The organism is Undibacterium sp. RuTC16W (assembly GCF_049339445.1).
Lineage (GTDB): Bacteria > Pseudomonadota > Gammaproteobacteria > Burkholderiales > Burkholderiaceae_D > Undibacterium.
Map to the genome: position 1 here is coordinate 21,885 of NZ_JBMPPE010000011.1, position 15,083 is coordinate 36,967.

14 protein-coding genes are annotated in these 15,083 nt (G+C 49.6%); 10 read left to right on the forward strand and 4 right to left on the reverse strand.

The features are described 5' to 3' along the window. The first annotated feature begins 18 nt into the window (after window positions 1-18). Window positions 19-1,185, forward strand: coding sequence for a hemin-degrading factor (locus tag ACO0K4_RS17565; RefSeq protein ID WP_422957972.1), 1,167 nt, complete (start codon window positions 19-21; stop codon window positions 1,183-1,185). Window positions 1,186-1,651: 466 nt separating this feature from the next. On the opposite strand, the gene ACO0K4_RS17570 is transcribed toward ACO0K4_RS17565, so the two are convergent. The 3 genes from ACO0K4_RS17570 to ACO0K4_RS17580 all read right to left on the reverse strand — a co-directional run bounded on the left by ACO0K4_RS17570 (window position 1,652) and on the right by ACO0K4_RS17580 (window position 5,872). Further along, the gene (locus tag ACO0K4_RS17570) at window positions 1,652-2,980 is read right to left on the reverse strand and encodes a DUF2325 domain-containing protein (protein ID WP_422957973.1); all 1,329 of its coding nucleotides are present in this window, start codon (window positions 2,978-2,980) and stop codon (window positions 1,652-1,654) included. 12 nt (window positions 2,981-2,992) lie between these two features. After that, window positions 2,993-3,259, reverse strand: a complete 267-nt coding sequence (locus tag ACO0K4_RS17575) for a hypothetical protein (RefSeq protein ID WP_422957974.1) — start codon at window positions 3,257-3,259, stop codon at window positions 2,993-2,995. A 300-nt stretch (window positions 3,260-3,559) separates the two neighbouring features. Beyond that, window positions 3,560-5,872, reverse strand: coding sequence for an NADP-dependent malic enzyme (locus ACO0K4_RS17580; protein WP_422957975.1), 2,313 nt, complete (start codon window positions 5,870-5,872; stop codon window positions 3,560-3,562). Window positions 5,873-6,167: 295 nt separating this feature from the next. Between ACO0K4_RS17580 and ACO0K4_RS17585 the strand changes: the two genes are divergently transcribed. From ACO0K4_RS17585 to ACO0K4_RS17595, 3 genes are all read left to right on the forward strand, one after another. Beyond that, on the forward strand, window positions 6,168-6,647 hold the full coding sequence (locus ACO0K4_RS17585) for a rubrerythrin family protein (protein WP_422957976.1): 480 nt from the start codon (window positions 6,168-6,170) through the stop codon (window positions 6,645-6,647). A 49-nt stretch (window positions 6,648-6,696) separates the two neighbouring features. Continuing rightward, the gene (locus tag ACO0K4_RS17590) at window positions 6,697-6,861 is read left to right on the forward strand and encodes a rubredoxin (protein ID WP_422957977.1); all 165 of its coding nucleotides are present in this window, start codon (window positions 6,697-6,699) and stop codon (window positions 6,859-6,861) included. A 258-nt stretch (window positions 6,862-7,119) separates the two neighbouring features. Beyond that, a complete protein-coding gene (locus ACO0K4_RS17595; protein ID WP_422957978.1) occupies window positions 7,120-8,304 on the forward strand; it encodes an FAD-dependent oxidoreductase in 1,185 nt (394 codons plus the stop codon). Between the two features lie 59 nt (window positions 8,305-8,363). Here ACO0K4_RS17595 and ACO0K4_RS17600 read toward each other — a convergent pair whose 3' ends face one another. Next, the gene (locus ACO0K4_RS17600; RefSeq protein WP_422957979.1) at window positions 8,364-9,338 is read right to left on the reverse strand and encodes a VirK/YbjX family protein; all 975 of its coding nucleotides are present in this window, start codon (window positions 9,336-9,338) and stop codon (window positions 8,364-8,366) included. 557 nt (window positions 9,339-9,895) lie between these two features. On the opposite strand from ACO0K4_RS17600, the gene thiL reads away from it, so the two are divergent. From thiL to ACO0K4_RS17630, 6 genes are all read left to right on the forward strand, one after another. Further along, window positions 9,896-10,900, forward strand: a complete 1,005-nt coding sequence (gene thiL / locus ACO0K4_RS17605) for a thiamine-phosphate kinase (protein ID WP_422957980.1) — start codon at window positions 9,896-9,898, stop codon at window positions 10,898-10,900. Beyond that, on the forward strand, window positions 10,897-11,421 hold the full coding sequence (locus ACO0K4_RS17610) for a phosphatidylglycerophosphatase A (protein WP_422957981.1): 525 nt from the start codon (window positions 10,897-10,899) through the stop codon (window positions 11,419-11,421). Before thiL ends, ACO0K4_RS17610 begins: the two co-directional genes overlap by 4 nt. Before the next feature lie 205 nt (window positions 11,422-11,626). After that, window positions 11,627-12,112 (forward strand): CinA family protein, encoded by a 486-nt coding sequence (locus ACO0K4_RS17615; RefSeq protein ID WP_422957982.1) that lies wholly within the window; start codon window positions 11,627-11,629, stop codon window positions 12,110-12,112. A 1-nt stretch (window position 12,113) separates the two neighbouring features. Beyond that, window positions 12,114-12,878: a response regulator gene (locus tag ACO0K4_RS17620; RefSeq protein WP_422957983.1), complete on the forward strand. Its 765-nt coding sequence runs from the start codon at window positions 12,114-12,116 to the stop codon at window positions 12,876-12,878. A 101-nt stretch (window positions 12,879-12,979) separates the two neighbouring features. After that, the gene (locus tag ACO0K4_RS17625; protein ID WP_422957984.1) at window positions 12,980-14,101 is read left to right on the forward strand and encodes an ATP-binding protein; all 1,122 of its coding nucleotides are present in this window, start codon (window positions 12,980-12,982) and stop codon (window positions 14,099-14,101) included. Between the two features lie 157 nt (window positions 14,102-14,258). Next, window positions 14,259-15,077, forward strand: a complete 819-nt coding sequence (locus tag ACO0K4_RS17630) for an EF-hand domain-containing protein (protein WP_422957985.1) — start codon at window positions 14,259-14,261, stop codon at window positions 15,075-15,077. Window positions 15,078-15,083 lie beyond the last annotated feature (6 nt).

A 15,083-nucleotide genomic window follows, 5' to 3' on the forward strand; every position in this document is an offset into this window, starting at 1 on the left:
CATAAGGAAAAAAATATCATGAAGCGTTCCACACTTTTATTCACGCTATGCAGCGTACTGTTGACTGCCCATATTCAGGCAGCCAACCCAGCGCTTGCGGACCGCTGGTCCACGCTACGCATTGAACAGCCAAAACTACAAGTCCGCGATGCTGCCCGTACACTTGGTGTCTCAGAGGCTGAACTGCTGGCGACCAATATCGGCAAAGGTGTCACCCGCCTGCAAAACGAAGAGGATTCATTTCGGGAAATCATGCGTCGTGCACTCGATCTCGGCACCGTGCTCGCCACAACCAGAAATGAAAACGGTGTCATCGAACGCACAGGTATCGCGACCAGGCTCAAACAAAAAGAAGAAGCAGAGACAGGCGCCCCCGAAAAAGATAGCGAGCGCCGCGAACGTTTGCGCAATATCGCCGGAGGCTATCTCGGTGGCGAGATCGATTTACGTTTTCATTTTCTGAAGTGGAAATATGCTTTTGCAGTAGTACAGCCGGGGCGCGATGGCGCGACCAATCGCAGTCTGCAATTCTTTGATGCCAGCGGCACCTCAGCACATAAAATCTATCTGAAAAATGAAGCAGGTATCGCCGTGTTTGACAAACTGGTTGCCGATTTTCGTCTCGCCGATCAAACCACCGATCTGAAAATCGGCGCATCATTACCCAAGACGACTGAGAAGCCTGACAACCAGGTCGACTTAAAAGAATTCCAGTTAGCCTGGACAGAGATGACCGACGTACACCAGTTCAATCAGATACTCACCGAATTTGGCCTGTCCCGCGAACAGGCTTTCCGGCTGGCACCCGAGGGGATGGCAGAACGTATCACGTCAGCCGCCGTGCGTGATCTGCTCGACGAATCAGCCCGGCGACAGATCAGTATCATGGCATTCCTGGGGAATGAGGCCGTGACGCAAATTTTTAGCGGAAAAATCACCAAGACGGCTGCCAGCGATGGCTGGTACAACGTCCTCGATCCAGAATTCAACCTGCATCTGCGCGAATCCAATTTAAAAAACGGCTGGGTTGTCAAACGCGGCAATGTCACATCGGTAGAATTTTTCGATAAAAATGGCGATCTGGTCGTCAGCTTTTTTGGTGTACGCGAACGTGCCAAACCGCAACCACAAAGCTGGCTTGATCTGACAAAAAACCTGTCGCGCCAGGCAGGGCTAGCAAATTAATAGAGCAATACGTCGGTATTGCGAGGCTTTAAGATTTTGCAATACCGACGATGCGATATACCCAAGTAGCGGCGCATGGAGCGCATGGGAACGACTAAAAATCTATTAATTGAAACATCACATCGACAGGACTGACGCAAAAAAAACCAAGACCTCTCACCACAGAGGCACGGAGACACAGAGAAAAGACAGGAGTAAGCGGTTCCATGAAATATCAGTTAACGGTTTTTTAGAAGTCATCATATCAATCCGCAAGCTGGATGGGCCTGTTAGCATGAAATGCCTCTGGAAACCGCATGCTGACTGCGGATTGATGTGCAAACTTCTCTTGTTCCGGCAATTCATCACAACCAAATGCCTGCGCTCCGACGTCTCCATAAAAGACTACGTGAATCCTCAAGCGCTAAAGTCCTGCGCGCTATCAGAAGGACTTTAGTGACGACTCATCTGCGGTGCATCAATACGGTTATTTGCATGTCTCACCGGCAGCACCGATATCCAGTTTTTCCAGCTTATCATGCGCTTCTGATTGCACTGCTTGTACTGATTGTACTGTTTGCGCCATCGTTTTAAGACAACGCGCCATGCTACTGACACTGGGTTTATCAACAAAAACACAGGGCTTGCCTGTACGTTTGCAGTGATCTTTTACCCGCCAATAAGCACCGTGACTGACGCAACCTGTCTGGCATATCACCAGATCTGCGGCCGCCAGACTGGCGCCGAGCAAAGCAGGGTTATCTTCATCGCCACCATCATGATGCAAGAAATGTCCGCCGGTACGCTCTATCATCTGACGGTACATCGGCACGATATGCGGACGTCCGCCGACACATAGCACTGAGCGGTTTTGTAAGTGACTCAGGACATTCGTATGCTGCGGCAAAGAAGCTGCATCATGTCCTGATGGTGAGGTGGGTAGTAAAGTAGTCGCACCGGTTTGCGGATGCTGAAGTTGTTGCTGGTGCTGTGCAGACTGCACCAGAGAATGCTGGCGCTGCATGACGGCAATCTGTTTTTCCAGATCATGAATACGTGCCATCTGTAATTCAATATGACGTGCCTGCTCTTGTCTGACGCGCAAATCCGGGAATCCCGTCTCCAGTTCTTTGATCTGATCCTGTAAACTGGCGATGACGGTATTCTTACCGATCAGCGCGGCGCGCAATTGCACTTGATCGGTTTGTAATTGGTCGATAGCCGCACTTTTTGCACTGACGATACGATTACTGCGCTCTTGAAGGGCACTAAGTTCTTTGCCGATCACTTCATACGCGACCTGCATTTCTGCAAAACGCAGACTACTGACGCGCTCGGTAGTTCCGACCTGATGTTGCAGCATGTGGATTTCTCTTAATACCCGCTCTTCCAGAACGGAATCGCAGCGCGCATGGGTCAGAGTTGCCCATAAAACGCCCGCTACATCATTGCTATGCTGGCCTTGTGCCCACCAGGAAGACAAAGCGTCCGTCGTCTTATATCGTGTCGCCTGACGCAAGGCAATCGCATAACGACGCTCCAGTTCTGCTTGCAAACGCTCAGTCATCTCTGAACGGAATTTGCAATCGGCAATCGCACCACAATGCAATTCGTAATCATCGGCGACGGTCTGGCCGCCCAAGGCTTTATCGACCAAACGACGCAATACATGGATGGGCAGACAGACACCGATCACCGGACACAATGCGTGATAGGGCAACTCCCACAAGCGACGACGGCGCGAGCCTTTCATGCCGGTTTTTAGTACCATCAGGCCATTTTGATGCAGCGCTGCATTCTTTGTCTGTTCACACATACGAATACTCCGTTAGTGCCGGACGACGGCACTGTCAATGCCCGATACACTGACCGTCTTGGTCTCTGCATCACGCAAAGCCGGATCGGCATCCAGCCGTTTTTGCGCAAATCCAAGCATATCGACCAACTCCCGGAAAGCTTCCATTTCAAACCTGACGGTCAGTGAGCGCAAGTTCACATGGACATGGCCACATTCCGGACACGTCGTTACATGACCAATATCACTGTTTGCGACCAGCACCTGACGACATTCTACGTAGCGGTTGTTGTTTGCCATAATGCAGTTCCTCATGATTAGGTGAGAAACTATTGTAGCAAATAAATGCGAATGATTCTCATTTATTGAAAGTATTATGGATTTTTTATTAACGCGTTGATCTCATCGTTAATCATCCGGGATATAAAAATCTCAGAGAATTCCGAAAAATCATTATCACCGGATGCAATGAAAAAGCCGGAAATCCATTAAAAGATTTCCGGCTTTTTCATCGAACAAATTAAAGAAGTGAAATTTACTTCTGCCGATTCACTCCAGTATCAACTACGCACATCAACAACGCACACTGCATGGGCAATCTTAGCGCTGCGCAACCGCATCCACCACGCAGAGTGCTGTCATATTCACGATACGACGCACGGTCGCAGACGGCGTCAGGATATGCACAGGCTTTGCGCAACCAAGCAGAATAGGACCAATTGCGACGTTATTACCGGCTGTAGTTTTCAGCAAGTTATAGGCAATATTGGCCGCATCAATATTCGGCATCACCAGCAGATTCGCATCGCCCTTCAGCGTTGTGCCTGGCATCATTTTGGTACGATAAGCACTGTCCAGCGCGGTATCACCATGCATCTCACCGTCGACTTCCAGATCCGGTGCGTCACGTTGAATGATCGCTAGAGCGGCACGCATTTTTTGCGCAGATTCGCTATTACTGGAACCAAAATTTGAATGGGACAACAAGGCTGCACGCGGCTTGACACCGAAACGACGCATCTCTTCGGCAGCAAGTATGGTGATCTCAGCGATTTGCTCTGCGCTGGGGTTTTCGTTCACATGCGTATCAACCAAGACTAGCTGACGATCTGGTAAAACCAGAGCGTTCATCGCGGCGTAGACATTCACGCCATCTCGCTTGCCCAGCACCTGATTGACATAATTTAAATGTAAACCTGTTGTGCCAAAGGTGCCGCAGATCATGCCATCGGCATCCCCTTTGTGGATCATCATCGCGCCGATCAACGAGTGGCGGCGGCGCATCTCCAGCTTGGCATATTGCTGGGTATTGCCTTTGCGACAGGTCATTTCATAATAGGTCTGCCAGTAGTCGCGGAAGCGCGGATCAAACTCGGGATTAATGACTTCAAAATCAACGCCCGCTTTCAAGCGCAGACCAAACTTTTCGATACGCTGGTCGAGCACATTTGGGCGACCGACCAGAATTGGTTTCGCCAGCTTTTCATCTACGACCACTTGTACAGCGCGCAGGACACGCTCTTCTTCACCTTCGGCGTAAACAATACGTTTGCGTTCATCAGGTGCTTTTTTCGCGACCTGGAATAGCGGCTTCATGAAGGTGCCGCTGTGATAGACGAACTGCTGTAAACGATCGACATAAGCCTGCATATCCTTGATCGGGCGCGCCGCTACACCTGACTCCTCTGCCGCTTTGGCCACGGCTGGTGCGATCTTGATCATCAGACGCGGATCGAATGGTTTTGGAATCAGATATTCAGGGCCAAAGCTCAGGTTGGCGATGCCATAAGCCGATGCGACCACATCGGATTGCTCGGCTTGTGCGAGTTCGGCAATCGCATAGACAACGGCGATCTCCATCTCACGGGTAATCGTCGTCGCGCCGCAATCCAGCGCACCGCGGAAAATATATGGGAAGCACAGGACGTTATTCACCTGATTCGGGAAATCAGAACGACCGGTTGCCATGATGGCGTCGTCACGGACGGACTTGACTTCTTCGGGTAAAATTTCCGGTGTCGGATTCGCGAGAGCCAGAATCAGTGGCTTATCCGCCATGACCTTGACCATCTCTTTTTTCAGTACGCCGCCAGCGGACAAGCCGAGGAAGATATCCGCACCTTCAATTACTTCTTTCAAGCTACGCGCTGAAGTGTCCTGAGCAAAACGTTCTTTGTCCGGATCCATCAGTTCAGCACGACCTTTGTAGACCACGCCAGCCAGATCCGTGACATAAATATTAGGAATGGGAAAACCGAGATCGACCAGCAAATCGAGACAGGCCAGCGCCGCAGCACCTGCACCGGAGACCACGAGTTTGCAATTTTTGATGTCTTTACCGATGACTTTGAGGCCATTGATAATCGCGGCGCCGACAATGATCGCCGTACCATGCTGATCATCGTGGAAGACCGGAATTTTCATGCGCTCACGCAACTGGCGTTCGATATAAAAACACTCCGGCGCCTTGATGTCTTCCAGATTAATACCGCCAAAGGTCGGCTCCAGCGAGGCGATAATATCCACCAGTTTGTCTGGATCGAGTTCATTGATTTCGATATCAAAGACGTCGATACCTGCAAATTTTTTGAACAGAACACCCTTACCTTCCATCACCGGCTTGGACGCCAGCGGGCCAATATTGCCCAGACCAAGCACTGCCGTACCGTTGGTGATCACGCCGACCAGATTGCCGCGCGCCGTATATTTGAATGCATTTGCCGGGTCTGCAACGATTTCCTCGCAAGGAGATGCCACCCCGGGAGAGTATGCCAAAGCCAGATCACGTTGATTCGTCAATTGTTTGGTCGGTGTGACGCTGATTTTGCCGGGAGTAGGAAACTCGTGATACTCCAGGGCTGCCTGACGCAATTGTTGACGTAAAAGTTCTTTTTGATCTGCTGACGAATCCATACTCTGCGGCCTCTCTTTTTATTTGCTTGCTTACTTAATACTTACGAATGGTCTGTGATTTTAGCAGAGGGTTCCCTCTAACTTTATACGTATTTGTACGACTTCTATGACTTTTAAACATAACTAAATTCAATTCTTGATCGCAACAGAGATAAACATAGTCATTACCTATTAAGTTGGTAAAAACAATCAATTTCCACAATTTATTAATAATATCTATCATTACACTCAGTTCGATAGTAAAAACAAACAAACACCGATTGCAGCATCTTAGATCACCATCAGGAGAGTCACCATGAGTAATACCGCCAATCCGTCCGTTACGATTCAAAACCTTGAAGCCGCTTTTGCAGGCGAATCAATGGCCCATATTAAATATCGCTACTTCGCTAAGCTGGCACGTGCAGCGGGCGCAGAGGACGTCGCACTCGCGTTTGAAGCGACAGCGGAACAAGAGGTCATGCACGCATTCGGCCACCTCGATTTGCTTTACCCAAAAACACAAATGACGCCGCAAAAGGCGCTGGAAATTGCTATCGAAGGTGAGACTTATGAATACACAGAGATGTATCCAAAGTTTCGTCATCTGGCAGTAGAAGAAGGTAACCATGCCGCCGTTGCTGAATATGATGAGCAAATTGCCGAGTCTAAAGAACACGCCGAACAGTTTAAACGCACACTGGAAACTGCCGCAAAACGCTTCGCCGCTTTAGCAAAGGTGGAAGAGCGTCATGCCAACCATTATCGCGCCGTGCTCGAAGCCTCTAAAGCCTGAGTCCCTGCCTGATCGCCACTTATCTTCATTACACAGAATCGAGAATCTTATGAAAACATATCAATGCGTCGTTTGCGGTTTTATCTATGACGAATCTTTAGGCTTGCCGGAGGAAGGTATCGCTGCCGGCACACGCTGGGACGACATTCCGGCAGATTGGGAATGTCCGGATTGCGGCGTTGCCAAAGCAGATTTCGATATGCTTGAAATTTGATGTGCGATGACCATCGATATTGCAATCGTCGATGGTCATGAATACGCGTTAATTGACTTAATTGACGCAACTGACATCGCTGACTTAGCGGATTGAACTCCGTTAGCTTGTTCGGCTACCTCATGGAATCAACCCTGAATCAATGTCGTTCATATAGAGGTAACGCGCCTCAGTAAACGTCTGAATATCTTGGAATACTTTTCAGATGATTCTTCTGTGCGTTACCAGACTCATATTTTACAAAATCAAGGTTTTACTATGCATCCAATCGTCATCATCGGCAGTGGCATCGCTGGCTACACCGTTGCGCGTGAATTGCGCAAGCTGGATAAAACATCGCCGTTACTCATCATTACTGCAGATGATGGCGGCTTTTATTCTAAACCGATGCTATCGAATGCCTGCGCGCACAACAAGCAGGCAAAAGACTTAATCAACCAGACCGCAGAACAAATGGCGGCGCAAGTCAATGCAAGCTCATTGACTGGAACCAAGGTCGATCATATCGATACGGCGACCAACAAAGTCGTTACGAATGCCGGCAACTTTGAATACAGCAAAGTCGTCATTGCGCTTGGTGCGCAAGCTATCCGTCTGCCGATTGCAGGCGATGCAGCAGCGCAGGTTTTATCCGTCAATCACCTTGATGACTATGCCCTTTTTCGCGAACAAATTGCGGCTACAGGTGAGTCGGCGCGTATCACAATTCTTGGCGCGGGTCTGATCGGCTGTGAATTTGCAGACGACCTGGCGGGTGCCGGACATAAGGTAACGCTGGTTGATCCCAATCCTCTTCCACTAGCAGCGCTGGCACCACAGGCGATATCACTAGGTTTGCAGGATGCATTGTTGAAACGTGGTATCACCTTGCAACTTGGCACGACCGCCAGCAGCATTCACAAAGCGCCGGATGGCGATGCGCTTCAGGTTACGCTGGCAAACGGATCACTGGTGAATGCGGATCTGGTACTGTCCGCAGTGGGGTTGCGTCCCAAACTACGCATGGCTACAGCATCAGGGCTGCAGACTGACCGCGGTATTCTGATTAATGCCTATGGCGAAACAAGCGCGGCAAATATCTATGCATTGGGGGATTGCGCGCAATATCAAGTTACCGGTGGCGCGCAGCAAGTGTTGCCTTATATTGCGCCACTGATGGTGGCGGCACGCGCAATCGCACGGAATCTACTCGGCGAGAGCACAGTAATCGATTTAAAACCGTCTCCGGTGATTGTGAAAACACCGAGTTTTCCTGTTGCCGTAGTACCGCCGGGTATCAAAGACTTGGCAAATGGACGATGGGAGACTGAATTAAATGACGGTGTGACGATCAGCCGGTTTTTTGATGCCAGCAACCGATTATCGGGCTTTGCCGTTGCGCCTCACGATGCGAGACTGCGTACCCGGCTTTTAGCGGAACTAGCTGAATTCACGGAAGCGTAATACCGGCAGAGCGAGCGTTAGCGCTAGCATCCATTTCATCAATATGAATGAAATGGATGCTAATTAATGGCGAGCCTTTGGGCGATTTGTTCCCGCATTGTTTCAAATATCACAGAGCGGGCGCGGTATTCGCTGCGCTTGTTTGAGGGACGGGATGAGAGTGGCTTTTCAAGCGTCGTAATCGGCAATGAATAATTACCACATGCACGCTTCATACCGCCAGCCGCTGTCCATAACTGATCATATTCCGCTTTGATATTTTTGGTAAATCTATAGCGCCAGGCTTGATAGATGTGATTCTTTTGGGCGATGCATTCTATCGTCGTACTTTGCAGTTCTTGCGCGAGATAACGCAACGCTTCGACCAATAGTAATCTTGGCTGTATTCCATGCAGCTCTTTGGTGGATTCACGGATCAGTTCACGGGCACCACAGTTGCTTGCCTGCACACCGCCCACTTTGATTGCCAGGTAGTGCTGCTGTTGATCGAAAGAAAAAGTCACGCATTGCAGCAAAGTATCGTCGATAAACAAACCAAGGCTCAAACCACCCTCGCGCTTATACGACGTGCCTCTGAATAAGCGCAGTTGAAATACGTCATTATTCTTTCCGGTAACTCGCGCCAATTCAAGCTTCTGCCCGGACAGCACACTTCGGCAATTGCCTCTGCCTAATATTGTTTCTGCCAGATTAAAGTGATTCGTCAACAGAGAGAGTCGATCGCGCGATCGCATGCGACGGTCAAAAAACGGACGATGAATAGAATCCAGCAAACCCGGATCTGAGCTTGCAGTTTTTAAGAGATGGTTGCTGCTGACATAACGATACCATGCATGGCTATTGACCGGATCCAGCAAGGTTCTGAGCAAAAAAACGACTTTGCCTTTCAATCCGGTTGCTGTATCAGTCAGCCGCATTTGTACAGCCCATGCCATGACGTCGAAAAAAGAACGACGACGCGGTACGTTTTTTTCTACCAGCAGCGAGCGATGCTCCTCTGCAAAGTACAAATCTTTCGAATTCAATATAGTCACTTCGGGCACCAATTGTCACATAATGTGCATAATTGTAACCTAATGTTTCATTTCTTGTTTTGAGCAAAACTTCGGTTTTTACCTTTGTTCACGTGAGTTTCTAAAGATCACCCGCCAACATTTCCTTATGGATAGGATTTATGCAAAAGACAACTTGCCTATCATGATACAAACCTAAGCCGTAGCCTGCATGCGGCTTACAAAGGCATTTTGTGCCAGCAGGCGCATTCTGCTTGCGGATTTATCTTGATATTGATATTTCAAGAAACTGCTTACTCCTGTTTTTCTCCGTGTCTCGATGTCTCGATGTCTCGATGTATCAGCGTCTCTGTGGTGAGAGGTTTTAGTTTTTGCGTCAGTTCTAATGGAATTACTAAAAACATCCTTACGTCACGAAATTGTCATTAATGCAAATTTCAAAACTCAGTGGCACCTGCGGGTTTCGCGATAGAAAGGGACTGTAAAGGTACGCGACTGCTTACCAAGCTGCCGGACGCACTAGGGGCAATCACTCATTCCTGTCTGTTCTAATAACTCTGAGCTGAGTACAATGCTGCATGCTCTCAGAATTCGACCTCATCCAAGATTATTTCGTCACTCCCCCAAGCAGCGACCCTCGTATTCAACTTGGCATAGGCGATGATTGTGCGCTGCTAAAACCGGACGCCGGTATGCAACTGGCGATTTCCAGCGATATGCTGGTCTCTGGCCGACACTTTTTTCCTGATGCCGATCCCTACTTATTGGGACATAAATGTCTGGCAGTGAACTTGTCCGATCTTGCCGCCATGGGAGCCAAGCCTCTGGCTTTTACCCTCTCGCTCGCCCTGCCGGAAGCAAATCGGAGCTGGCTGGCGCCTTTTTCTGCCGGCATGCTGGCTTTGGCGAAAGAACACGCATGTACCCTGATCGGTGGCGATACAACAAAAGGTCCGCTGACAATCAGTATCACTATTTTCGGTGAAGTACCACCAGGACAAGCCTTGCGACGGGATGCTGCCAAGGTAGGTGACGACATTTGGATTTCAGGTGACCTCGGTGACGCGCGACTGGCATTGGCTCATTACTGGAATGAGTTAAAGTTAAGTGAGCAGGACTTTGCGATTGCTGCGAAACGTATGCATCAACCTACGCCAAGAATTGCACTGGGTCTGGCTTTGCGGGGAATTGCCCATGCAGCGCTAGATATTTCGGATGGCCTGCTTGGAGATCTCGGACATATCCTGAAACGCAGCGGAGTCGGAGCGAGTCTGTACGCAGATTTGCTGCCCGCCGGAGCTGCGCTGCGTAATTTGTCATATCATCAGTCGCTCAATCAGTCCCAGGATCGGCCCGATAACAAACAACGCGAATTTACATTGGCAGGCGGAGACGATTATGAACTCTGCTTCACCGCGCCATCAGAATTGCGGGCGCAAGTATTGGCGGCATCGATATCCTGCAGTACGCCCGTTACGCGCGTTGGTACGATAGACAGCGAACCGGGTATGCGCTTGTTCGACGCCGCCGGACAGCCATTAGCATTAGCCCTGACATCTTTTGATCACTTCAGTACTCCATGACCACATTAGAATCTGGCCAGATAGCCAAAATCAAACGACCGACAGCCCGCTTTATGCTGACACATCCCGCCCATGTTATTGCGCAGGGATTTGGCAGCGGCCTGTCGCCTGTGATGCCAGGCACATCCGGTACCTTATTTGCGTGGCTCAGTTTTAACGTCCTCACTGTGCGTTGGCCCGAGTTATTTACGCCTGCGGTCTGGGCCTGGATCATCCTGCTCGGATTTGCTATCGGTATCTGGGCATGCTCTGTCACCGGAAAAAATATGGGCGTCGCCGATCACGGGAGCATGGTCTGGGATGAAATCATTGCGTTCTGGCTGGTATTACTCCTCATCCTGCCCGCCAGTTTTTCTACCCAATGCTGGGCATTCTTCTGGTTTCGCGTGTTTGACATGGTCAAACCGCCACCAATCGGTTACTTTGACCGTCAGCTAAAAGGGGGTTTTGGTGTCATGTGGGACGACATACTGGCGGCGTTTTATACCCTCTTGTTATTCGCATTGTGGCGAGCGATCTGATTACGCCTGAGTACTTTCTTTGCTGGTAGCGGCAAGTGATCAGGGCAAATACTGATGAGTCAGTAAATTCTTGTTAAGCCGATCAAATCACGATCACAAAGTGGTAAAGTAATTCTGTAGCTGATTCCGGCCAATTGCTGAGTCAGATCCGTGGATCTGACTTTCTACGCATTGGTATTCCGAAAAAACCACAGGAGACCATATCATGCTCAATGCTATCGAACTCGCAACAGAAGTCGGTGTGACACTCAAATCGAAAAAACTCTTGCTATCGATTGCGGAATCCTGCACCGGCGGTGGCATATGCCAGGCAATCACTGAGATTGCCGGCTCATCCGAATGGTTTGATTGCGGCTTCATCACCTATTCCAATTCATCAAAAAGCGAATTACTCGACATCTCCGCGGCATTAATTGCGCAACATGGGGCAGTCAGCGAAGAAATCGCCGCTGCGATGGCAGAAGGTGCTCTTGCTAATTCAGAGGCACATATATCGCTATCCACTACCGGCATTGCAGGACCTGGTGGCGCCGTACCAGGCAAGCCTGTCGGTACTGTGTGCTTTGCGTGGCAAGTAGGTGGCGTCACTCATACTGAGAGAAAAGTGTTCAGCGGTGACCGTCATGCAGTTCGGGAGCAGACCATCGTGCATGCACTTGACCGCCTGCTTCGCTACGCAAAGGAAATCTGAGTTGTCTACTGTAGCAAAAGAAATTTGTGAGGCGTCAACGCCGCTACCAGAGCCGCACATCTACGCTTTGTTAGTCGATGACGACCAGGAAATACGCGATTTGCTGGCCCGCTATCTGGAGAAGTTTGGAATACGCTGCAATGCTGTCGCCGATGGACAGGCGATGCGTGAGCAGTTAGCAATGGTACGCGTGGATATTGTTTTGCTCGATCTGATGTTGCCAGGCGAGGACGGTCTGAGCTTGTTGCGCACCTTACGTACGGGTAAAGATAGTCAGATTCCCGTGCTAATGCTGACCGCTCGCGGAGAATTCACTGATCGTATCATCGGTCTGGAGTTGGGTGCAGATGACTATGTAGTTAAGCCATTTGACACGCGTGAACTTGTCGCACGTATCCAGACGATCATGCGACGTTCACCCGCCAGTCAGCGCCAGATCCCGAATAAGAACGGGGATGAGATTCTCTTCCATCACTGGCGACTCAATTGCCATCTGCGGCAACTCTACACCCCAAAAAATATGGTAATTCCGCTGTCAAATGCCGAATACCGTTTGTTACTGGCCTTTATCGAGCGTCCGGGACGCGTACTCAGTCGCGATCAGTTGATGGATATTGCCCGTGGCAAATCTGCCGAAGCTTATGATCGCAGTATCGATTTATTAGTATCGCGCTTACGCCAAAAACTGGACGACAATCCGCGCCAGCCCGCCATACTCAAAACGATACGCGGCGAGGGATATATGTTTCAGCCCCCATTGGGGTGATGTACATCATCGCTTGCGGTATGGCGGACGCAACACGCAACGCAAAATATGCAGAGCAATATCTCATATACGCCAATTCACTATAAGTACTAACGAGTCCCATGCGACGTTTTTTCTCCGACACTATTTTTACCCGTCTGTTTGGTCTGGCTATGGCTGCGGTCATCGTCAGCCATATCATGACCTTCGTCTTGTTATTTCAATTTTTAGGCGAGCACTTGCCTCCGCATCGTCAACAGCACCCACCAGAGGTCTCCGTGCCAGGCGCTATGCGACCTGAAGAATATCCTTTGCTCCAGATACCAGAATCACGTCGCCCTCCTCTGCCACATGAGCATGAAGAAAGGTTTCCCGGTCCTATGCTGGGCTTTTTATTCAGCATGATGCTGCAATTCATCATTCTGGCGATCGCAGCCTGGTTCGGTTCGCGCAACCTAGCGAAACCCATTCAAGGTTTGGCACAAGCAGCAAGTCAGGTCGGCGACAATCTACACGCCCCTCCCTTATTAGAATCAGGCCCGGCAGAGGTTCGACAAGCTGCCCGTGTGTTTAATCGTATGCAAGAGCGCATTCGCGAACAAATGGAAGAACGCGCACGCTTTCTGGCTGCGGTATCTCATGACTTACGCACACCACTCACCAGAATGAAACTGCGGGTTGAGCATCTGGATAATGAGAGTGCGAAAGGAAAATTAGATAACGATATTGAAGAAATGCGACTGATGCTCGATGCCACACTGGACTACCTGCGTAGCAACGGTCAAAACATACATACAGCACAACGCCTGGATGTGCAGGCATTGACAGAAGCACTGATTGACAATGCTCATGAGCAAGGCAGAAGCATGGGTCTTTCTGGTATTGCAAGCCCGATTATGGGAATGCCCTCCGATTTACGGCGATGTATTTCGAACTTGCTGGAGAATGCGCTGCATGCCGGTGACGTCGTGGATATTCATTTACAAGAAACATCCGATTATTTATTGATACAAATTAGCGATGATGGGCCAGGCATACCAGAAGATCAGCTCAGCAAGGTATTTGAACCGTTCTTTCGCCTGTCGACATCCCGCACTAAACATGATGGCGGTGTAGGTCTAGGCCTCAGCATCGCAAATGAAATTGCCCGCCAGCATTCAGGCGATATCGTGTTGAAGAATAAACCCGGCAAAACGGGACTGATTGCCCAATTACGCCTGCCCGTCATGCATCCTGCTGGATAATTTGCACGATTCTTCTATACTAAAAAATCACCTGTTACAAAAATCTGGCAATGTGTCAGCGCTGATACAAAACAGACATAGTCAGGCAACAATCATCCGCAACACTGGAAGCATCCGTTTTTCCGCAGCATCATGCCAACCAGATGGGAGTGACATCATGAGTTCAATAGGAAGTGTAGGCAGCAGTTCTGGCTATAACTATTCCAGTAGCGTCCAAAGACAAAGACCCGACCCGTCTAAAATCGCAGAGAACGTCTTTAGTAAGCTGGACACAAAAGGCCAGGGCTACCTGGAGGTCTCAGATCTGGAATCTGCTTTCAGCAGTATTAATTCGTCGTCTACCACCAGCGGCGTTAGTACAACAAGCTCTACAAATGCTGCGACAGGCAGCTCATCAACAACATCGACCGAAATCTCAGATCTTTTCAAAAAGCTAGACAGTGACGGTGATGGCAAAGTAACCAAACAAGAATTCAGCTCGGGCCTGAAAAAACTCAGCGATGAGTTAGAAAGTCAATTCAACGCAAGACGTACCTCAGGAACACAAGATGCCAATCGCCCGCCACCACCTCCCGATGGTGATCAGAACGGTGGTTTAAGCAAGGATCAATTAAGCAGTCTGGCCAGCGACGTCAGCAAAACGGACAGCACAGCAGGGGCGAAACTGACTAGCGTTGCGCAAAATTTTAATGCGGCAGATACGAATCAGGATGGCAAAGTATCACTGCAAGAAACTCTCGCCTACCTGGAAAAAACAGCGTCCAATACCTCAACAAACGCCTCAGCCAGTACATCAGGTTCTGCAAATTCTACCTCCGGTAGCAATTCTGAAAGTACTACTGGCAGCAATAGTAGTAGCGGCACCAATAACGATGCGGCAATCTTCAAAAAAGCGCTGCAACTATTACGCGCTTACGCCGATCCGTTTCAGGTCAACGGTGGCAGCTCAGGTAGCAGTGTTTCTGTGAGTGCCTGAAGTATC

Excerpts from the sequence above, each read along its gene's own strand:
- ACO0K4_RS17565 (WP_422957972.1), top strand. The coding sequence starts at position 19 with ATGAAGCGTTCCACACTTTTATTCACGCTATGCAGCGTACTGTTGACT.
- ACO0K4_RS17570 (WP_422957973.1), bottom strand. The coding sequence starts at position 2,980 with ATGTGTGAACAGACAAAGAATGCAGCGCTGCATCAAAATGGCCTGATG.
- ACO0K4_RS17575 (WP_422957974.1), bottom strand. The coding sequence starts at position 3,259 with ATGGCAAACAACAACCGCTACGTAGAATGTCGTCAGGTGCTGGTCGCA.
- ACO0K4_RS17580 (WP_422957975.1), bottom strand. The coding sequence starts at position 5,872 with ATGGATTCGTCAGCAGATCAAAAAGAACTTTTACGTCAACAATTGCGT.
- ACO0K4_RS17585 (WP_422957976.1), top strand. The coding sequence starts at position 6,168 with ATGAGTAATACCGCCAATCCGTCCGTTACGATTCAAAACCTTGAAGCC.
- ACO0K4_RS17590 (WP_422957977.1), top strand. The coding sequence starts at position 6,697 with ATGAAAACATATCAATGCGTCGTTTGCGGTTTTATCTATGACGAATCT.
- ACO0K4_RS17595 (WP_422957978.1), top strand. The coding sequence starts at position 7,120 with ATGCATCCAATCGTCATCATCGGCAGTGGCATCGCTGGCTACACCGTT.
- thiL (WP_422957980.1), top strand. The coding sequence starts at position 9,896 with ATGCTCTCAGAATTCGACCTCATCCAAGATTATTTCGTCACTCCCCCA.
- ACO0K4_RS17610 (WP_422957981.1), top strand. The coding sequence starts at position 10,897 with ATGACCACATTAGAATCTGGCCAGATAGCCAAAATCAAACGACCGACA.
- ACO0K4_RS17615 (WP_422957982.1), top strand. The coding sequence starts at position 11,627 with ATGCTCAATGCTATCGAACTCGCAACAGAAGTCGGTGTGACACTCAAA.
- ACO0K4_RS17625 (WP_422957984.1), top strand. The coding sequence starts at position 12,980 with ATGCGACGTTTTTTCTCCGACACTATTTTTACCCGTCTGTTTGGTCTG.
- ACO0K4_RS17630 (WP_422957985.1), top strand. The coding sequence starts at position 14,259 with ATGAGTTCAATAGGAAGTGTAGGCAGCAGTTCTGGCTATAACTATTCC.